This window comes from Pacificibacter sp., assembly GCF_039769035.1.
GTDB lineage: Bacteria > Pseudomonadota > Alphaproteobacteria > Rhodobacterales > Rhodobacteraceae > Celeribacter.
The window spans coordinates 55501-75335 of the sequence record NZ_JBDMZG010000020.1; the positions used below are offsets into that span (position 1 = coordinate 55501).

A 19835-nucleotide genomic window follows, 5' to 3' on the forward strand; every position below is an offset into this window, starting at 1 on the left:
AAACAACTGTAAGCACTTCAGAACGATGCAATGTTTGACTGATTGAAAACCGTTTCCATCTGTCAAGCGTGGCTTCGCCTCAATTCCCTGAGGTGCTTGCAACTGTTTTATTGCACAAAGTGAATCACCGTCCAAGCGTTCCGTTTGTTGAAAAGGTTAAATCAACGTAAATTCGGCAGAAATCAGCGCATTGGCGGCAAATCTATGCATTTTGGCTGTAATTTCGCAACCTTCGCGGGAGTGCGCGCGAAACGACAAGCCGAATAGCGTGGATATACCTCACGTAAAATTGTGTGCTTTGTCGACCACAAGGCCAACTTCATGCAATAATTCCCCTCACATTCAGCCAGAAATGAGTTAATTTCCTAGTCAATTCGCTGTCTTTTTCGAGGGTAATTATGTTTTTTTCTAAGGTCTCTAAGGCGCATCAAACCGGTCGATTTGCGTCTGTTGTTACCAAAGGCGTCCGTTTTGCAGTTGTTTCCGTCCTGTCCACAGCTTTGGTTGTCGGGGCCCCTGAAAAGGCGACCGCTCAACAAGTGACAGGCTTGATGCAGTCGATTGCTGAAGCTTCCTCAGACCACAAGGCCCTCAGCGAATTTTACCGTGCAACGGGATACAAACCGATTTTTGCGACAAATGCAGGACGGGCGCGGAGCCGCCGTGCCGCGTTGCTAAACGCGTTGAAAGCAGCGCCAGATCACGGCCTTGCGCCCTATGACACGACGTTGTTGGAAAGCAAAATTCGTTCCATAGGTTCTGAACGTGATCTAGGTCGTGCAGAAGTCGAAATGGCCAAGCTGTTTCTTGAATATGCGCGTGACATGCAGACAGGTCAGTTGATCCCATCTCGCATTGATAAAGGCATCGTTCGCTCAATTCCGTACCGTGATGGTGTGGCTCTTTTGACGAATTTTGCGCAGTCCTCACCGCGTGGGTACATCAATCAGCTTGCTCCGAACTCCCCAGAATATGCACGTCTGCTGAAAGAGAAAGCTGTTCTGGAGCGCACAATTGGCGCAGGCGGTTGGGGGCCAAAGGTGTCTGGCGGTAAGTTGACCGAAGGACAGTCGAACGCGAACGTGGTTGCATTGCGCAATCGTTTGATCGCGATGGGATACATGAAGCGTAGCGCCACGACAGTGTTCGATGAGAGCATTAAAGGCGCTGTTCAACGCTTTCAGGCCGCGCATGGTATGACACCTGATGGTGTTGTCGGGAAAGGCACCTTGGCGGAAGTTAACGTGGAACCCGCAACACGTCTTGCAGCCATTCACGTCGCGTTGGAGCGTGAACGCTGGACCAACTTTGAACGTGGCAAACGTCATGTTTTGGTCAATATTACTGATTTCACGGCGAAAATTATCGATAGCGGCAAGGTTACATTTGCAACGCGGTCTGTCGTCGGTGCGAATGACTCCGATCGTCGGACACCGGAATTTTCTGATGTGATGGAATACTTGGTGATCAATCCAACATGGAATGTGCCGCGTTCTATTGCTGTCAAAGAATATCTACCTTTGATGCAGCGTGATGCGGGCGCCGTAAGTCACCTGCGTCTTGTAGACTCGCGCGGCCAAGTGGTAGATCGCGCAAATGTTGACTTCACCGAATTTACGGATAAAACCTTTCCTTTCAACCTCAAACAGCCTCCGTCTGACGGCAATGCGCTTGGTTTGGTAAAGTTCATTTTTCCGAACAAATACAACATCTACTTGCACGACACGCCTGCGAAAAGCCTGTTTGCCAAAGAAAGACGCGCATATTCGCACGGGTGTATTCGCCTAAAAGATCCGTTTGATTTCGCTTATGCTTTGTTGGCAAAACAAACAAATGACCCTGTGGGATTGTTTAAATCTCATTTGAACACGCGTCAGGAATCTGTCGTAGATCTCGAAGCGCATGTGCCGGTTCACCTGATTTACCGCACTGCGATTTCATTGCCAAAAGGTGGCATGGAATACCGCCGTGACGTCTATGGCCGTGATGCAAAAATCTGGGCCGCGCTGCAAAAACAGGGCGTTCAGTTGCGCGCTGTTGGTGGGTAGGCCATCGTTTGGTTAAGTATCGAAAGGCGTCCTTCGGGGCGCCTTTTTTGTTGGGGATCGACAGCGTATTGTCGTGACGAGGGCCTTTCATTGCGCAGAGCTTGGCATTATGTCTAACGCAGCAAGTCCCGAAAGGAATGACGATGACAGGCATCACAATTGCAGATTTGGCTCAGCGCATCGGCGCGCCCTTTGAAGGCAATGGCAATTTGGTAGTCACCAGTGCAAGTGAGCCGGCGACCGCGGGTGATAATGATCTCGCGTTGGCGATGGATCCCAAGTTCGCACCGGATGTCAGCGCTGGAAGCGCACGTGCCGCTGTCCTTTGGGACGGGGCTGATTGGCAGTCCTTTGGATTGGATGCGGCGATTTTGGTCCGTCGGGGTCGTTTGGCCATGGCAGGGATCACAGCAACGTTTGATGCAGGTCTAGGCCTGCAAGATGGTATTCACCCCAGTGCAGTAATTGACCCAACAGCGACGCTTGGAGCGGACGTCAAAGTCGGCCCGTTGGTGGTGATTGGCGCGAATGCAGTCATCGGGGACCGGTGTCAGATCGCGCCACAAGCGACCATTGGCGCAGGTGTGTCCATTGGCGAAGACGCGGTCATTCATTCTGGCGTGCGCATTGGGGCTGCGGCCCGCTTGGGCGCGCGTATTTTCATTCAGCCTGGTGCCGTGATTGGCGCTGATGGGTTTTCCTTTGTGACACAGGAAAAATCCGCTGTCGAAGAAACCCGTGAAAGCCTAGGTGCTTCGGTTGAAGCCAAAGGCCAAAGCTGGATGCGCATCGCATCCATCGGCGGTGTTGTTATTGGCAATGATGTAGAGATTGGCGCTAATGTCACCATTGATCAGGGGACCATTCGTGCCACGCAGATTGGTTCTGGCAGTAAGCTCGACAACCAAGTTCACATTGGACACAACGTGATCGTGGGCGCGCATTGTCTGCTCTGCGGTCAGGTTGGTATCGCTGGCTCGACGGTGTTGGGCGATTACTGCGTAATGGGCGGACAAGCAGGGGCTGCGGACAATATTACCATTGGTTCGGGGGCCATCATTGGCGCAGGCTCTGGCGTGTTGTCAAACGTGCCGAAAGGCAAAGCGATGATGGGCTATCCCGCCGTCGCAATGCAAAGCCATATCGATATGTACAAATCGCTGCGTCGGTTGCCACGTATTCTAAAAGGTTTGACAGACAAGAAATGACTTTGCCAAGACAGTGTTGACACCAGAGTGTCACAATTTTCTGTTTTACGTCCGAAAGTTTCGATCTAATTCTATATATGGTCGTGAAAGTTGGAGACCCATTTATGTCAAACGATATCAAATCTAAGATCATTGAAATCATCGCCGAACAGGCGGTTTTGGATCCAAGCGATGTCACGGATGACCAAAGTTTGGATGATCTTGGCATCGACAGCCTTGGGCTTGTAGAGTGCATCTTTGCGATTGAAGAGAGCTTTGATATTTCAGTGCCCTTCAATGCGAATGAGCCCGATCAGTCCGATTTCGATATTTCGTCTGTCGCTTCAATTGTGAAAGCCGTTCAAGGGCTCATTGCAGAGCAATCCTCGTGAAGCGTGTCGTAATTACGGGCGCGGGCACTGTGAACGCGTTGGGTCTTGATGTGCCGTCGACACTGGCGGCGATGAAAGAAGGCCAAAGCGGAATTTCGCAACTTAATTTTCGCGATGTGGATCGTCTCTCGATCAAGATCGGCGGGCAGATCCATGATTGGTCTACAGACAATCGATTTAACCGCCAACAAATCGCGCTGTATGACCGATTTACCCAATTTGCATTGACGGCTGCGAAAGAGGCCATCACGCAATCCGGTTTGGAATTCCACGGCGAACTTGCGGCCAAATCAGGTGTTATTTTGGGCACCTCTGGTGGTGGACTGACGACCCAAGATGACAACTACCGCATGGTGTACGAGGAAGGTAAAAACCGCGTCCATCCGTTTGTTGTGCCAAAGCTGATGAACAACGCCTCATGTTCGCATGTGTCGATGGAATACAACCTCAAAGGCCCGTGTTTCACGGTCGCCACGGCCTGTGCGTCAAGCAATCACGCTATGGGCCAAGCCTTTAACATGGTGCGTTGCGGCATGGCGACGGCGATGGTGACCGGTGGGTCTGAATCGATGTTGTGTTTTGGTGGTGTGAAGGCCTGGGAAGGGCTGCGTGTCATGTCCAAAGACGCGTGTCGTCCCTTTAGTTTGAACCGCAATGGCATGGTTCAAGGCGAGGGCGCTGCGGTGTTTGTCTTTGAAGAATATGAACATGCGAAAGCCCGTGGTGCCGAGATCCTGTGCGAAGTGATTGGCTTTGCTATGACGTCTGACGCGGCCGATATTGTGATGCCTTCGAAACAAGGGGCCGCGCGCGCGATTTCCGGCGCGATTGCGGATGCCAAGCTTAATACGGATCAAGTCGGCTATATCAACGCCCACGGCACCGGTACGGCTGCGAATGACAAAACGGAATGTGCTGCGGTGTCTGATGTGTTGGGACATCACGCTGATAATGTGATGATTTCGTCTACCAAGTCGATGCATGGGCATTTGATTGGCGGGACAGGGGCAGTTGAGCTCTTGGCTTGTATTCTCGCACTGAAAGACGGTGTGATCGCGCCGACGATCAACTACGAAGAACCTGATCCGGAATGTGCTTTGGATGTGGTCCCTAATGAGGCACGTGATGCGAAGGTCGATGTTGCCCTTTCAAACGCCTTTGCCTTTGGCGGTCTGAATGCTGTGATCGCGCTGCGTAAAGCGAGCTAGGCCTTCGGATACAAAAAAGACCGGTGCAGTCTGCACCGGTCTGATCATAACTGTTTGAAACTGGCTTATTGCGCTACGCCACGCGCAGCGAGATTCACTTCGGTGACGCGCTTGTAAGCTGCTGTAAAGCCAGTCAATGAAACCGTTACAGGCACTTTCACGTCAGGGGCTGCATATGGAACAATCTCCAAAGTTGCATTTTGTCCCTTTCTGAACAGGTCAACGTCAGCTTTGGTAAAGCCAAGGCGCGCTTGGCAGCCTGCGGGCATGCACACTGTGTAAGGGTAGCGACGCCCATTGGCGCCATCCACTGTCAGCGTCAGCGGCTGTGTGAGCAGCGTATCAAGCGGAACAGTCACAGTGGCGCCTGCATCCACCTCGCCATTGCCGAGGTGGAACAATGAAATCTCCGCAACTGGGTTTTCTTGGTCATCCTTCAACAGTTGGAACATGGAACACGGGTCTGCTGCGCCCTCAGGCGCTTTGAGACACGTAATGCTCCAATCACCATGCGTTTCAAGCACATACGGTTGACCGATGTCAGATGATGCCTCAACAGGTGTCCCCGTAGACAGCCCCGTGATTTCTGGCGTTGTTGCTGCCTCTTGAGCAAACGCTGCACCGGATAGGCCCATGGTGATCACGGTTCCAAAACAAAATGCTTTTGCAGCCGTTGTCGCGAAGTGAGACGTAGAATTCATATTAGGTCCATCAATTTTTAGGTCTATTTCGAGCAAATTTCTAACATGACCCTTAACAGGTGTCAGGCAACATTTGCGCGACATAGGTGTAATTCATGCGCAGTTTGGAAAAAACCAGCAGATTTTTGCTGGTAAAAGGTCGAACGCCTCCTGCAAGGCCCCATAAATGCCAAAGGGGTACCCGTTTCCGGATACCCCTTTGGTGATCTCAACTCTGATGCAAGATCTATTTTTCTCCCTGTCGGACGGGCCGACGAATTGGACAAAACGCTAAGAGAGAAATTTGTGCCCGTCAACACAAATTTTCACAGTTTCGACATCGGATTTAGGTGCCAAAAAAGAGGCCGCAGTGAAAGGATCACATGCGGCCAGTCTGACAGGGAGGAAATCAATTCAAGCCTAGGAGAAAAAGGCTTGAACACATGTAGACTGGCAGCATTTGGTTAAATTTGTATTGTAGGACAGAACGCTAGATATAAGACGCGCGGAATCATCAGGAGAGAGACAGAATATGAGTGACGGTATTTTTATTGGTGGCGGCGGTGAAGGGTACAATGACCCGCAGCATCTCTTGCTCAAATATGGCAATCGTCATGGCATGATTGCAGGGGCCACTGGCACTGGTAAAACCGTGACACTGCAAATCCTTGCCGAAGGGTTTTCCAACGCAGGCGTGCCGGTGTTTTTGTCGGATGTGAAAGGCGATTTGTCAGGGTTGGCCAAGGCTGGATCACCTGATGGCAAGCTGCATGAACCGTTCATGAGCCGCAATGCCACGATCAATTTCACCACCTTTGTGTATGAGCATTTCCCAGTCACGTTTTGGGATCTTTTCGGCGAACAAGGGCACCCAATTCGCACAACTGTCGCCGAAATGGGGCCGTTGTTGCTGTCACGGATGTTGCAACTCACCGACGCGCAAGAAGGTGTTATCAACATCGCGTTTCGGGTCTCGGATGAGCAGGGGTTGCCACTGTTGGACCTCAAAGACCTTCAGTCCTTGTTGGTGTGGTGTGGTCAGAATGCCGACCAACTGACGTTGCGCTATGGCAATGTGTCTGCGGCGTCCATCGGCGCGATCCAACGCGCGCTTTTGGTGTTGGAAAACCAAGGCGGCGACAAATTGTTCGGCGAACCCGCGCTTGAATTGTCCGACATCATTCGAACCGATCCTGATGGTCGCGGTCGTATTTCGGTCTTGGCGGCTGACAAATTGATGTCCTCGCCAGGTCTATATGCAACGTTTCTATTGTGGCTTCTTTCGGAACTGTTCGAAGAGCTGCCCGAAGTGGGCAACCCCGACAAACCCAAGCTCGTGTTCTTCTTTGACGAAGCGCATTTGCTGTTTGAAGACGCACCCAAAGCCTTAGTCGACAAGGTTGAACAAGTGGCACGTTTGATCCGCTCGAAGGGCGTTGGCGTTTACTTTGTCACGCAAAATCCAGCTGACGTCCCTGATGATATCTTGGGGCAGCTTGGCAACCGTGTGCAGCATGCTTTGCGTGCATTCACTGCGCGTGATCAAAAAAATCTGGCGCGGGCGGCCGAAACTTACCGCGTAAATCCGCGGTTTGACATTGAAGAGGCGATCAAATCCGTCGGTACGGGCGAAGCGGTTGTGTCGATGCTTGAAGCGAAGGGCATTCCATCAATTGCTGAACAAACCTTGATCCGCCCACCGTCTTCGCAACTTGGCCCGCTCAGCAAACCTGAACGCGCTGAGGTGATCGCAGCATCGCCAATCGCAGGAAAATACGAGGCCACGCTGGACCGTGAGAGCGCTTTTGAAGTGCTCACCAAACGCTCCGAAGATGCATCCAAGGCCGCAGAGGAAGCCGAGGCAGCGGAAGAGGCGGCTGAGCAAGCGGAAAAAGCCGCCAAGGCTGAGGCGAAGCTGCGTTCAGAATTGGAAAAAGAGTACAAAAAGGGGCGGCGGTATGAGACCAAAGAATATGGTCGGTCGACGTCACGCCGCCGGTCGAGCAAAGAAACGCTTGGTGAATCTGTGACCAATTTGGTGATTAAAGAACTCAAAGGCACGACGGGTCGCCGTATTGTGCGCGGTCTTTTGGGCGGCTTGTTCAAGGGTCGCTAAGGTGCGGTTCAAAACGTAGAACACAATAAGGCGCGTTTCAGAACGCGCCTTTTTACGTAAGTGAAACAGCCACGCGCCTTAGAGTGCTTTAAACAATTTGCTCAGCCGGTCAGCTTCGTCACTAAGCCCCCAAGGGGTGTTCACAACGAACATGCCAGATCCAATCATGCCATGACCTTCTCGTGCTGGCGGAAACCGCACTTCGTGGCGCAGCACATTTGGTAGGTTCAATTGCAGCAGTGCATTGATCATTGGCACATGCGCGCCACCTTCCAAAATCGGATACCACAGAGCGATCACACCGACGTTCCATTTGCGGTGCAGTTTTTCGATAAATGTTGGGATCGTCGAATAATCCGTTTTCATCTCATAGGGCGGATCAATCAAGCACAGTCCACGGCGCGGCGTCGGCGGACAAACGCTTTGCGCAAAGGCCAAACCGTCTTGTTTCAACATGTGCAAGCCGACGTATGAATTGGAACTGCGCATGGAAGTCTGCAAAAGCTCAAACTCAGCGGGATGCAATTCCGCCAAATGCATATTGTCAAAATCGCGTAGCAAAGCCTGCGCCAATGCGGGCGATCCCGGATATATATTCTTGCCGTGGGTTTCTGCGATGGTCTTGCGCGCGCGACTATAGGGGTGATCCGGCTTAAACCACTTGGCGACCTTTAGAATGCCCGCATCGGCTTCACCGGTTTTTTGCGCCTGCGAGCCTTGCAAGTCATAAAGTCCGCGTCCCGCATGGGTTTCGATATACGACAGCGGTTTATCTTTGCGCGTCAGATAGTCGATCATCACGGCCATAAGAGCGTGCTTTTGCACATCCGCCAAATTGCCTGCGTGAAACCCGTGTTGGTATGACAGCATTAGGATGACCTGCGCAAAGGACGCACTTTCAAGGTTGAAAGGCGGTTGTCTTTGCGCGCGACCACTTCAAATCTGTGACCATGGAACGAGAACACTTGTCCGGCAGTTGGGATCATTTGGGCCTCGTGGATGACCAGACCGGCCATGGTGTTGGCCTCTTCGTCTGGCAGATTACATTCAGTAGAGCGGTTGAAATCGCGGATGGTCATGCTGCCATCAACAACCCAGCCACCGTCTTTCGATTTCACAGGCGCGTCTTCGGATTGATCGAATTCATCGGTAATCTCACCGACGATTTCCTCTAAGATGTCCTCCAACGTGATCAAACCTTGCAGCGCGCCATATTCATCGACCACGAGGGCAAAGTGCGTTTGGCGGCGCAAAAACTGACGCATTTGATCGTCTAGCGTCGTTGTTTCAGGCACAAAGTACGGCTTCATCGCCACGCCCATAACGTCGAAATTGGCAAATTCCTCGTCGCCCCGAGAGGCCTCGCGCTCAGCATACATGCCGCGCAACAGATCTTTCGCGTGGATCACGCCAACGATGTTTTCGGGATCATCACGGTAGAGCGGCAATCGGGTGTGTGGTGAGTTCAAACAGGCCTCAAGCACATCACCAGGCGAAATTTCGGCATCAATCATTTCGATTTTGGAGCGGTGGAGCATGATTTCTTCGACCGTGCGTTCGCCTAAATCAAGCGCGCCCAGCAATCTATCACGGTCTTCCTTTTCCACGGCGCCCTCAACGTGGCCCAAGGCAATCGCACCCGCGATTTCGTCTTTCAGCGCCAAGATATGACTGTCTGGATCCGTTTGCACGCCAAACAAGCTCAGCATGCCACGCACCAGCATGCGCACAAAACTCACGATCGGTGAGAAGATCAACACGACCGCCGAAATCGGGCGTGCCACACGGGCTGCAGCGGTTTCAGGGTTGGTGATCGCATAGGTTTTGGGCAAAACTTCTGCAAAAACAAGCACAAGACCGGTCATCACCAAAGTCGCCCATGCCACGCCACTTTCGCCCAAAACCCGTGTAAACAAGGCTGTTGCCAATGACGTGCCCAAGATATTCACAAGGTTGTTGCCCAGCAATACAGAACCAATAAGCCGCTCGTTATCTTCGGTGATATCCAAAGCCTTTTGCGCGCCCTTGGTGCCTTTGTCGGCCTGCGCGCGCAGTTTTCCACGTGAAGCGGCCGTAAGCGCAGTCTCTGATCCTGAAAAGAAACCAGACAAAATCAGCAAAGCAGCAATTGCAACGCAAGTCATCCAAAAGGCAGCATCAAGCATCGTGAGATCCATAGGGCGGGCTCCAAAAGCGGTCATTCGTGGTCGCGCCACAGGGCGCATTGTGTGCGTTTGTTATGGGGGTGCGCAGCATAACACGCAAGAGAGCGTGCAAGTTTGGCGCCAAGTTTAAGGGGTTTAGGCGCGAATTTCGTTATTTCTCAGCCAAGGGATGATGGGTCAGCACCAATTCTTTAAGCCGTTCATCCAACACATGTGTGTAGATTTCCGTTGTCGACAGGTCCGCGTGCCCCAGAAGCGTTTGAATGGCGCGCAAGTCTGCACCATGGGCCAACAGATGCGTCGCAAAAGCGTGCCGCATGACGTGTGGCGTGACTTTGTCAGGGGAAATGCCTGCTTGTACCGCAATCTCTTTGATCAGCTGATAAAAGCCAACGCGGGTCAAATGCCCAGATTTTCCACGAGACGGAAAGACGAACCGTGATGGTTTTTGACCCTTCGCGATGCGGGCTTCTTCTTCGACCTCGTCGCGCAAAGTCAGCCAGTTTTTCAACGCATCACGCGCGGGCGGTGACAGTGGCACCATCCGTTCTTTGTTGCCTTTGCCGCGCACCAAAAGCATACGCGGATCGCCGCGCACTGCGGATATCGGCAGCTCAACCAACTCAGACGCCCGCATGCCTGTGGCGTAGAGCACTTCGATCAAACATGTGTTGCGTACGCGCTCAAACGCGTTGCGACCCAATCCGCGGGCAGCCTCCAACAATTGCGAGACCTCTTCTTCTGACAAGGTCTTGGGTAAACGTTTTGTACGACCAGGGCCGCGAATTTGCAGCGTAGGATTGTCGGATCGCCAGCCTTCCTCAAAGGCAAATCGGAACAGTTGTTTGATAGATGACAACCGACGCGCCCGTGTGGATTGTGCCAAACCTTCGGCTTCACAATCGATCAAATAGCCTTCCACATCCGCGCGTTGCGCTTGTTCAAACGCGCTGCCACGTTTGGCAAGCCATTCTGAAAACCCCAAAAGATCGCGGCCATATGATAGCCGCGTGTTTTCGGCTGCGCCCAATTCGGCGGCCTGTGCTTCGGCGTAGCGCGAAATCCAATTGTGATCGTGGCTCATCCGCGTCGTTCCAACAACAGAATTTCAAGCGACGCACGGCGTGCTGTGGCCTCAAGTCCGACGGTGCGGAAAAATGCGATGGCATCTGTAAGCTCGTCCAGATCACCTGTCGCGCCGCCTTCCAACAATTGAATGGCGCGCAAAATTGCCTCGCCAAGGCGTTGATTTTGCACCAATCCCAGTAGTCTTACAGGAATTTCGGTGGCCTGAAATCCATCATAGATTGCGCGTTTGGTTGGGGTTGCAGGTGGCGTGTCAGGCATGTCGCCCAAGGCCACAGATGATAAAAACGCTGCATCTTGCGACAGCGGCTTGTCCCATTTCGCTGCAATCAGTTCGTAGGACGGGGAGAGCATACCAATATCAAAAGCGGTGTTCGCGGCGGGACCTGTCAGATCCATCGTATCAAGTTTGCGCGCAAACAGATCCGCAAATACGATTTCCAGACCGGTGACGCCCATCTCATCCCAAACGCGTTGAAGTCGGCTGGTCACGTCATCTGGATTGCCCGAGGCCAAGGCCGACTCAAAATGTTGCAGCGCGCCAATGCGGTCCCAAATGCCACCTGATGCAGCAGGCAAATGTTCAGACCAAATGCCGAGCCACCGATTGGGCGTCAGGGCACCAACCCGTGCTAAGCGTTCAGCAGCAGTTGCGCGGGCTTTCCATCCTGCCGTGGGCTGCAAATCTGACTGTGCAAACGCCAAAGGCAGGGTTTGCGTCGCGATCGGTTCTCCAATGGCGTCCATCATCCGAAACGTTAAAGGGGTCAGAACGCTGGGTCTGCGCAAGGGCGGTTCGCCCTCAAACAATTCAGGGTCCAAAAAGCGCGCCAACAAATCGGCGTCTTCGGTCGAAATCAAGCCGAGCGTTGTGCTGGTGTCTAATGTCAAAGCCGCAGCAGACCAATCGCCGTCTCGTGCCAAGCAAAAGATACGTGTTGGCAATGTGGGGGACAGGTCGCGTGTGGCCTTGAGTTGGGCGCAGGCTTCGTCCTCAGTGCCCATCAACAGCTTTGCATCAAAGGCGCGCTTGAAAATATCGGGGGTCTTTATTCCCGCGCGGCGGATCAACGCGTCAGTTTCTTCCACGAGGCCTTGCGCCAAAAGCGCGTCCAAACGGGCCACAAACAGACGCCCGTCGTGAATATCGCTGATCGGGGGATCAAGCTCGGCCAAGATGAGCGTGTTCAAAAGACGGCGCGAAGCGGGCAGCAGGTCGGTTTCCTGCGCAATCGACGTCATTCTGCGGCTCAAATCAAGCGCACGCGATGCGCCCCACAAATTCCGTGGCAATCCCGTTTGTGCGGCACTCAAAAGACCTACAGCATCCACGCGCGGTGTGCCAATCGGGCCGGTTGACACGCTTTCTGGCAGGGCATTGGTGGCAATGTCATCGGTCAAAGCCACATCTGGTCGACGCTGCGGTTCTGCAGGTGTCCGGCTTATGCGCGGGGCATCAAGTGAATCAGACAGCCAATCAATCGCAGACAAAGGTTTACCGTCTGAAAGATCTTGCGCCGCGCTGTCCAGCACGCCCGCGCAGGCAAATGCGGCAACTAGGACGGTGCCAAGCAAAGACTTACGGCTGTTCCAGGGCAACTTTCGGGCTGTGTTCACGCTTACCAAACTCTCGAACTGATCGTTGCGATTTCTAGTTTAAGGTCAACGTCACGGGAATGCTGACGTTTGCGCGCTTCGGCGACAAATCCCCGACATAGGCAAACGCGACAAATCCGATCGCGCCAAGCGCAATCACCATCATCAAGAGTCGTCCAAAGAATTTCCGCATCGATAGGCCTTTCGTTCCACATGTCTTATGATCGTTTGACAGGTTTTCAGCAGATATGACATGTTTTCTTACTTTTATATATGGAAATTCCCTCAATATCACGCCATTGAGGACCACAACTTAATGTGAGCAAGATATCGCCGTGCGTAAATCTGCACGTGCGTGGGGACAAGATGGCCAAGGGACTGAAAAAAACTGTTGTGCTTGTCGGTATGATGGGCGCGGGGAAAACCGCGGTTGGCAAGGCCATCGCGCAGATTTTGAATGTTCCATTTCTTGATTCCGACGCTGAGATTGAATTGGCCGCAGACCGCACTATTGCCGAGATTTTTGAACGCGATGGCGAGCCGTTTTTCCGCACTAAGGAATCGCAAGTCATCGAACGGTTGCTCAACGACGAACGCTGTATTCTTTCGACCGGTGGCGGTGCGTATATGCGTGCTGATAACCGCGAGATGATATTGGAAAAAGGCGTGGCCGTCTGGCTCAAGGTTGACTTGAACATTCTGTGGCAGCGTGTACGCCACCGCAACACGCGGCCGTTGTTGCAAACAGCCAACCCATATGAAACGTTGCGAGATCTCGCCCAGACGCGTGAGCCGATGTATGCCAAAGCTGAAATTGTGGTTGAAGCAGAACCTGGCCTGAGCGTGGAACAAATGGCGCAAAAGGTTGTGGATGCCTTGGTCGCACACGGCGGAATTGTAAAGGATACCTGATGACACAAGCTGACCCACAAACTGCGCTTGGCACCTTTCAAACCGTTCATGTTCCGCTTGGTGATCGTGCTTATGATGTGCGGATCGGCGAGGGGCTTATTGCCGCTTCGGGCGCGCATATTGCACCGCTTTTGGGAAAGAAGAAGCGTGTTTGCGTGGTCACCGAAGAAAACGTCGCGCCGCTTCATCTGGCGACTTTGCGCGATGGGTTGGCGGCTGCTGGCATTGAAATGGAGGCCTTGGTCTTACCTGCGGGTGAAAGCACCAAATGTTGGCCTGAATTGACCAAAACGGTCGAATGGCTGCTCGCGCAAAAGGTGGAACGCAACGACGTTGTGGTTGCCTTTGGAGGCGGTGTTATTGGCGATTTGGCAGGTTTTGCTGCGTCCATTTTGCGCCGTGGGGTTCGGTTTGTTCAAATTCCAACATCACTCTTGGCGCAAGTCGATAGCTCTGTCGGTGGTAAAACTGGCATCAATTCACCAGACGCAGGCAAGAACTTGATCGGCGCTTTTCATCAGCCTTCCTTGGTGCTCGCAGACATCTCTGTGCTTGGCACCATGACACCACGGGACTTTTTGTCTGGCTGTGGCGAAGTTGTGAAATACGGGATGCTCGGGGATGAATCGTTCTTTGAATGGCTCGAGGAAAACGGCCCGTTGATGGCCGCTGGCGACGTCGCTGCGCGCACCTATGCGGTGAAGCGGTCGGTGGAAATGAAGGCCGAAATCGTTGTGCGCGATGAGACGGAGCAGGGTGATCGTGCGCTGCTCAACCTTGGCCATACGTTTTGCCATGTCTTGGAATCGGCGACGGGCTATTCAGATCGTTTGCTACACGGTGAAGGTGTCGCGATTGGCTGTGCCTTGGCTTTTGAATTGTCTGCGCGTTTGGGGCTTTGCTCGCAAGAAGCGCCGAGCCGGGTGCGGGCGCAAATTAAAGCGATGGGTATGAAATGCGACTTGAAGGATATTGAGGGCAATTTGCCATCAGCTCAAGAGCTGGTCGATATGATGGCGCAGGATAAAAAGGTTCTCGACGGGCAGTTGCGCTTTATCCTCAATCGCTCCATCGGCGACAGTTTTGTGACCTCTGATGTGCCAAAAGACGCCGTTCTTAAAATCATCGAAGACGCTTTAAGAGATAAGCTTTAGGTTTTGAGTTTAAAGTAAATACTGAGATCAGACAGGGTCTTTTTGGGAGCGCATTGAAATCGGAGCAACACCAAAATGCTTCTTAAAGGCGCGCGTAAAGCCCTCAGGCGATGTATAGCCATAGCGATGCGCGATGCGCTCCACACGTTCCCCTTGAATGAGTTCTTGGCGTGCCAGCGACAAACGCCAGCGCCGCAAATAGACCGCAGGCGGCATGCCGACGATATCATGAAACATCTGCGAGAACCGGCTGAGCGATAGGCCTGCCAAATCTGCGAAGTCCTCATTGCGCCAAGCGCGACCGGGATTGTCGTGAATGGCGACGATGGCTTTGCTCAAGCGTTGATCGGCAAGACCCGCGAGAAGACCCGGCTCGGAGCTCTTTGAGCTGATCTCACCGCGCAGCAAACGCACCATCAGCACTTCACCGAGGCGGTTAACCACGGTGTCAGAGCCGCAACGCTGCTCGGTCAACTCCGTGCGAATGAGGCTGATGAGGATATGCATCTCAGGATCTTTAGACACATCGAGTTCAATTTTTTCAGGCAGGGCCGGAAAAAGGGGACTGTTGGTGCCCTCCCAGTCGACTTTCGCCGCAAAAATCGTATCGCTTTTGAGGTGCTCAAAACCAGAGTTCTTGGGTTTAAAGTGAATATTCTCCGGCGAAAGACTTAGAGAATCGCTTTGCGTTCCGGTGACGACGAGAGACGCCTTGCTGAGCGGCGCGGGCCGCACATATACTGGAAAATGCTTCATCAATGTGGTCAGTCGATCAATGCGGTTCATCTTGGGTCTCTCACGTGTTGATCAGTGTTTTGAACTACATTTAGGTGTTTTGATCATCTAATTGAGATTTTTATATCTGAAAACTCTATATATTGAAAGCATAACGTTTACTTCAAAAGGATGCATCATGCTCACGCCACGTAAAAAAACTCCAGATCTTTCCCTTCCAACATTGGATCACGGTACATTCGATCTTTCCACTGAAACTGGCACACGCGGCACGCTCGTTGTGTTCTTTCGCGGCCTTCACTGCCCAGCTTGTGCAAACCACCTCCAAGATCTTGGCAAATACATTGCCGCATTCGAAGAGCGCGGCGTGAATGTGATTGCGATCAGCTCAGACGGCGAAGAGCGCGCTCGCGAGATGGCGACGAAAGTGAACGTGCCTGGCTTGCGTTTTGCATATGATTTGCCGTTGGAAAAAGCACGTGAATGGGGACTCTACATTTCCACGTCACGCGGCAAAACCTCCATCGACATCATGGAGCCTGATCTTTTCTCTGAGCCGGGTATCTTTATGGTGACGCCAGAGCAATCACTCTACTACGGCATCGTGCAAACTATGCCGTTCTGCCGCCCATCGTTTGGCGAGCTGTCTGGTGCACTCGATTTTGTCATCAAAAACAACTACCCAGCACGCGGCGAATACACTGGCGACGTATAAAGTCCTTAAAAACGGCACCGGCGCGGTCCTCCCAGACCGCTGAGATGCCACTTTGTGGCCCTCGCAGCATCACTGCGGGGGCTTTTTCGTATCAAAAATCAGCTTAACTTTGCCAAAGCCGTTTGGCTTTTGGCTTGAGCGATTTTAAATGCGCTTTGAGATCAGTGTAGCCTCCGATCTTCACGCCTTCGATAAATATGAGCGGTGTGGTGCTGATGTGATGCTTGTCTTTGAAAGCGTCGGTCTCATGGCGGGTGCGCAGCACGTGATCTTCAACCTCAAAACCGTTGGCGGTCAGCAGCTCAAGCGCTGCAGTCCCGTAACCGCAGGTGTAATTGGGCAGATCCATGCGGTGAATGATGGCTTTGCGTGGCGGTGTGCTCATGTGCGTTCTCCTTTGCGTCTTCTTATTCCTGTCTTGAGGATAAAGGCGCTGTCTGGGCTGACGACAAGTCGCGCTGTGGTCACATTTGCGCGAGCGGGTTTGAGCATAAATGCTCGAAAGCAAAGGTCTGCATTGGGCTGTGCGGCCGCAAAGAAAAAGGGCTGGCGCGCGGCCAACCCCTTAAACGTCTTAAGGTAGACATCTCAAAACTGAGACATTCCAGCCTAGAACGGGATTTCGTCGTCATCCATTGAAGAGCGACCGCCGCCCGATCCGCCTTGAGATCCGCCGCTGTTGCCACCGTCGTTGTATCCACCGCCTTGTGAACCACCGTTGTCGTAGCCACCGCCGCCGCCAGAATTCTCGCCGCGACCGTCGAGCATTGTCAAGACGCCGTCAAAGCCTTGCAAAACAACTTCGGTTGAGTAGCGGTCATTGCCGGATTGGTCTTGCCATTTGCGGGTTTGCAGTTTGCCTTCGATGTAAACTTTGGAGCCTTTGCGCAGGTACTGTTCCGCGATGCGCACGAGGCCCTCTTGGAAAATAGCGACAGAGTGCCATTCGGTGCGCTCTTTGCGTTCGCCGGTTGTGCGGTCTTTCCATGTTTCAGATGTGGCGATGCGCAGGTTGCACACTTTGCCGCCGTTTTGGAATGTGCGCACTTCGGGGTCACGCCCCAAGTTGCCAATGATGATCACTTTGTTGACCGAACCCGCCATATCGCGTCTCCCGTTAGATTCTTGTTTGATCTGTTACACCACTCTGGGACGCGCTTTGAAAGCCTAAAATCGGCGGATCAATGCTGTTTGGGAACCGTGGGGCTTGGATTGGGGTAAAGTGGCGCTTATATTTCGCCGTAAGAACTAAAGTTGGAAACAAATTGACCCTTTTTAAAAAAACAGCAGTCGCGATTGCCGGACTTTGCGTTGCCTCGTTTTTAGTAGGGGCAGTTCAAGCTGATGCGTTGTTCTCATCCAAGTCACGCAGCTCGATCTATCGTTCGCAATTGGACGTCCTAGATGGGCGCGCGGCCGAGCAATATTCGGGGTCTGTTTCCTTGCGTCCGCAAAGCGGTGTGTCTCCAAACGCAGATGGCGCAACAGTGCTGCCTTACACAGGGTCTTATAATGGTGAGTTTTTGGTGCTCGCACGCGCGACAGCCAAACGACACAATGTTCCAACGGACCTGTTTTTGCGTCTCATTCAACAAGAAAGCGGTTGGAATCATAAGGCGCGGTCCAGCAAGGGCGCGTTGGGGTTGGCGCAGTTGATGCCGCAAACAGCGCGCACTTTGGGTGTAAATCCGAAAGACCCGCGGCAAAACCTTGAAGGCGGGGCGCGGTATTTGCGCCAGATGTACAATAAGTTTGGGTCGTGGCGGTTGGCGTTGGCTGCGTATAATGCAGGTCCAGGGGCAGTTGAAAAGTACGGCGGTGTGCCGCCCTACAAAGAGACTAAGCACTATGTTCGCGTGATTATGGGCAGTTAATCAGCCTTGCGGAATGCAGTGGGGGATTGGCCTGTTTGTTTGTGAAAAGACCGCGTGAAATAAGCGGGCGAGTGAAACCCGAGGGTCTTACTGATCGCTTTCACAGGGTATTTTGTTTCTTTCAACAATCGACGCGCCTCAAAATGCACGCGATCCGCCAAAATGACTGAGGCCGGCCGACCACAGGCAATATTGCAAGAGCGCGTCAGATGCGTTGTCGTCACGCCAAGTGCGGCCGCATAGTCACTGACGCTGTGGGTCTGGCGAAAATCCCGTTCGACGAGTTGTGTGAAGGCCGCCGCGAGTTTGCGTGCAGCATCAGGCGTCATGTCGTAGTCCGGCCCATTGTCAATTTGGCGCTCCAACCACACCGAAAACAAACCGGCTTGCAGCGCCAAAGCGCGGTCTTTACCAGGAAGGTCGCTGTCGATTTCGCGCGCAAGGTTGTCAATCATTGTGCTGACTTCGTTTTGCTGCGCCAAATCAGAGAACCGCAAATGCAGCGGAGTTTGAGGCAACGACAGATTTGGATCATCGGCCAAGTGCACGATAGAGCCATAAGCCTGTCCGATCGCCTCAAAGCCATACATGGTGTGCTTGGGCAAAAAGATGAGGTTGTGACCGCCAAACCCACGTGTGACCCCAGAAATGGTGAGCCGACCCTGACCGCGTGTGAACCATAGCAACGTAGGCGTTCTGTGGCTGCGCATCGCTGCTGTCCGCCATTTTGCATTGCCTTTCGCCATGCGCGCCAGTGGATCTACGCGGTAGGCTGGTTGCACAGGAATGGTCGGCGCAATCGTATCCTTTCGCGCGGTGGCGCGTTCGGATTCTTTGGACTCCGCTGACAATTGACCAAGAGGCACTGTGCTGAAAATGGGGTTGGTCATGGGATACTACGTACCTAACTTTTTGTATCCCAGCATTTTAACCTGTTAGACCGACAGGTCAATAAATTTACCTTTTAAAAACAATTAGGTATGAGGCAGTGCAAGATCCGCTACAATTAGTTAAGGCAGCGATATGTGGTGGTAGCTTTTCATCCGCGCCCTAAACCAAGTGCGTTGTCGCTTTGCAAATTGGCGTGTTGCGACAGTTGCGGCCTCTTTGGCGCGCGCTAATGTCATGTCACCTTGCAAATATGCAATCAATTCCGGCGCGCCGATGGCCTTTGATGAGGGCAGCGTCGGGTCCCAGTTTGGTAAATTGGCTTGGGTTTCTTCCAATGCACCACTGTCTAACATTATCTGAAATCGCTGGGCAATGCGGTCATTCAGCCAGTCTTTGTCTGCATCCATAACGATGGGATAGGCGGTTTCAAGGGGCAAGGCAGGCGGCGGTGTCATGGCCTGCCAAGCCGCAAGACCTTGCCCTGTTGCGCGCAGGACTTCCCACGCGCGTTGGACTCGCATTGGGTTGAGACGGTCGACTTTTTGCGCTGTTTGCGGGTCTTCGGCGTCAAGGTCTGCCAAAAGCCCCAAATGGTCACCGTCTTGCGCGCGGCGTGCGTTCCCTTCGGCGCGAATGCTGTCGGGGGTTGGTGGAATTTCAACCAAGCCTTCTGTCAGAGCGGAAAAATACAAGCCCGTACCACCGACGAAAATCGGCCGTTGGCCGCTTGTCAAAAAGGGTGTCGCGTCTCTGAGCCAATGCCCGACGGAGTAGGCAGATGTTCCGGAAACATGCCCGTAAAGCGCATGTGGCGCGCGAGCTTCGTCTTGCGCAGGGGGGCGTGCAGTCAAGACACGCCAGTTGTCAAACACCTGCAAAGCATCCGCGTTGACAATCACACCGCCCTGACGTTCTGCGATCTCAAGCGCCAGCGCAGATTTTCCTGAAGCTGTTGGCCCTGCGATTAAAACGGGCTGTTCGGGACTGAGCGCCGCGAGATGATGAGAGATTTGAACAGACAACGACATTGTAGACCTTTGGCAAAGGGGCGGAGGCAGCGACAAAGGATCGCTGTT

General features: G+C 53.0%; 20 protein-coding genes. 9 read left to right on the forward strand and 11 right to left on the reverse strand.

The features are described from left to right. The first annotated feature begins 398 nt into the window (after positions 1 to 398). The 4 genes from ABF287_RS01585 (at position 399) to ABF287_RS01600 (ending at position 4835) form a co-directional block, all read left to right on the forward strand. Positions 399 to 2048: a L,D-transpeptidase family protein gene (locus ABF287_RS01585; RefSeq protein ID WP_347183271.1), complete on the forward strand. Its 1650-nt coding sequence runs from the start codon at positions 399 to 401 to the stop codon at positions 2046 to 2048. 143 nt (positions 2049 to 2191) lie between these two features. Then, the gene (locus tag ABF287_RS01590; RefSeq protein WP_347183272.1) at positions 2192 to 3256 is read left to right on the forward strand and encodes a UDP-3-O-(3-hydroxymyristoyl)glucosamine N-acyltransferase; all 1065 of its coding nucleotides are present in this window, start codon (positions 2192 to 2194) and stop codon (positions 3254 to 3256) included. 104 nt (positions 3257 to 3360) lie between these two features. Next, entirely contained in the window at positions 3361 to 3627 is a 267-nt protein-coding gene (locus tag ABF287_RS01595) for an acyl carrier protein (protein WP_347183273.1), read from the forward strand. Continuing rightward, a complete protein-coding gene (locus ABF287_RS01600; protein ID WP_347183274.1) occupies positions 3624 to 4835 on the forward strand; it encodes a beta-ketoacyl-[acyl-carrier-protein] synthase family protein in 1212 nt (403 codons plus the stop codon). The genes ABF287_RS01595 and ABF287_RS01600 overlap by 4 nt, the downstream gene beginning before the upstream one ends. Before the next feature lie 65 nt (positions 4836 to 4900). Here ABF287_RS01600 and ABF287_RS01605 read toward each other — a convergent pair whose 3' ends face one another. Beyond that, the gene (locus ABF287_RS01605) at positions 4901 to 5536 is read right to left on the reverse strand and encodes an invasion associated locus B family protein (protein ID WP_347183275.1); all 636 of its coding nucleotides are present in this window, start codon (positions 5534 to 5536) and stop codon (positions 4901 to 4903) included. A gap of 511 nt (positions 5537 to 6047) precedes the next feature. On the opposite strand from ABF287_RS01605, the gene ABF287_RS01610 reads away from it, so the two are divergent. After that, positions 6048 to 7631, forward strand: coding sequence for a helicase HerA-like domain-containing protein (locus ABF287_RS01610; RefSeq protein WP_347183276.1), 1584 nt, complete (start codon positions 6048 to 6050; stop codon positions 7629 to 7631). Between the two features lie 78 nt (positions 7632 to 7709). Here ABF287_RS01610 and rlmJ read toward each other — a convergent pair whose 3' ends face one another. From rlmJ to ABF287_RS01635, 5 genes are all read right to left on the reverse strand, one after another. Next, positions 7710 to 8501: a 23S rRNA (adenine(2030)-N(6))-methyltransferase RlmJ gene (rlmJ, locus tag ABF287_RS01615; RefSeq protein ID WP_347183277.1), complete on the reverse strand. Its 792-nt coding sequence runs from the start codon at positions 8499 to 8501 to the stop codon at positions 7710 to 7712. Further along, positions 8501 to 9808, reverse strand: coding sequence for an HlyC/CorC family transporter (locus ABF287_RS01620; protein ID WP_347183278.1), 1308 nt, complete (start codon positions 9806 to 9808; stop codon positions 8501 to 8503). Before ABF287_RS01620 ends, rlmJ begins: the two co-directional genes overlap by 1 nt. Positions 9809 to 9947: 139 nt before the next feature. Further along, on the reverse strand, positions 9948 to 10880 hold the full coding sequence (locus ABF287_RS01625; RefSeq protein WP_347183279.1) for a site-specific tyrosine recombinase XerD: 933 nt from the start codon (positions 10878 to 10880) through the stop codon (positions 9948 to 9950). Next, on the reverse strand, positions 10877 to 12499 hold the full coding sequence (locus ABF287_RS01630) for a hypothetical protein (protein ID WP_347183280.1): 1623 nt from the start codon (positions 12497 to 12499) through the stop codon (positions 10877 to 10879). The genes ABF287_RS01625 and ABF287_RS01630 overlap by 4 nt, the downstream gene beginning before the upstream one ends. 34 nt (positions 12500 to 12533) lie before the next feature. Next, a complete protein-coding gene (locus tag ABF287_RS01635) occupies positions 12534 to 12671 on the reverse strand; it encodes a hypothetical protein (protein WP_347183281.1) in 138 nt (45 codons plus the stop codon). Positions 12672 to 12844: 173 nt separating this feature from the next. Here ABF287_RS01635 and ABF287_RS01640 point away from each other — a divergent pair, with 173 nt between their 5' ends. Both ABF287_RS01640 and aroB read left to right on the forward strand, forming a co-directional pair. After that, positions 12845 to 13390, forward strand: coding sequence for a shikimate kinase (locus tag ABF287_RS01640; protein ID WP_347183282.1), 546 nt, complete (start codon positions 12845 to 12847; stop codon positions 13388 to 13390). Then, positions 13390 to 14544, forward strand: a complete 1155-nt coding sequence (aroB, locus tag ABF287_RS01645; RefSeq protein ID WP_347183283.1) for a 3-dehydroquinate synthase — start codon at positions 13390 to 13392, stop codon at positions 14542 to 14544. The genes ABF287_RS01640 and aroB overlap by 1 nt, the downstream gene beginning before the upstream one ends. A gap of 27 nt (positions 14545 to 14571) precedes the next feature. On the opposite strand, the gene ABF287_RS01650 is transcribed toward aroB, so the two are convergent. Next, positions 14572 to 15330 carry an AraC family transcriptional regulator gene (locus tag ABF287_RS01650; protein ID WP_347183284.1) on the reverse strand — a complete coding sequence of 253 codons (759 nt, stop codon included), beginning with the start codon at positions 15328 to 15330 and terminating at the stop codon, positions 14572 to 14574. A gap of 127 nt (positions 15331 to 15457) precedes the next feature. Between ABF287_RS01650 and ABF287_RS01655 the strand changes: the two genes are divergently transcribed. After that, complete coding sequence (locus ABF287_RS01655) at positions 15458 to 15994, forward strand: peroxiredoxin-like family protein (RefSeq protein ID WP_347183285.1); 537 nt, start codon at positions 15458 to 15460, stop codon at positions 15992 to 15994. A gap of 103 nt (positions 15995 to 16097) precedes the next feature. Here ABF287_RS01655 and ABF287_RS01660 read toward each other — a convergent pair whose 3' ends face one another. Both ABF287_RS01660 and ssb read right to left on the reverse strand, forming a co-directional pair. Further along, positions 16098 to 16379, reverse strand: coding sequence for a glutaredoxin (locus ABF287_RS01660; protein ID WP_347183286.1), 282 nt, complete (start codon positions 16377 to 16379; stop codon positions 16098 to 16100). Between the two features lie 224 nt (positions 16380 to 16603). After that, positions 16604 to 17098: a single-stranded DNA-binding protein gene (gene ssb / locus ABF287_RS01665; RefSeq protein WP_347183287.1), complete on the reverse strand. Its 495-nt coding sequence runs from the start codon at positions 17096 to 17098 to the stop codon at positions 16604 to 16606. 191 nt (positions 17099 to 17289) lie between these two features. Between ssb and ABF287_RS01670 the strand changes: the two genes are divergently transcribed. Beyond that, positions 17290 to 17868 carry a lytic transglycosylase domain-containing protein gene (locus ABF287_RS01670; RefSeq protein WP_347183305.1) on the forward strand — a complete coding sequence of 193 codons (579 nt, stop codon included), beginning with the start codon at positions 17290 to 17292 and terminating at the stop codon, positions 17866 to 17868. Here ABF287_RS01670 and ABF287_RS01675 read toward each other — a convergent pair. Further along, positions 17865 to 18758: an AraC family transcriptional regulator gene (locus tag ABF287_RS01675; protein WP_347183288.1), complete on the reverse strand. Its 894-nt coding sequence runs from the start codon at positions 18756 to 18758 to the stop codon at positions 17865 to 17867. The two genes, ABF287_RS01670 and ABF287_RS01675, sit on opposite strands and share 4 nt — an antisense overlap. 120 nt (positions 18759 to 18878) lie before the next feature. Further along, the gene (miaA, locus tag ABF287_RS01680) at positions 18879 to 19787 is read right to left on the reverse strand and encodes a tRNA (adenosine(37)-N6)-dimethylallyltransferase MiaA (protein WP_347183289.1); all 909 of its coding nucleotides are present in this window, start codon (positions 19785 to 19787) and stop codon (positions 18879 to 18881) included. Positions 19788 to 19835: the final 48 nt, after the last annotated feature.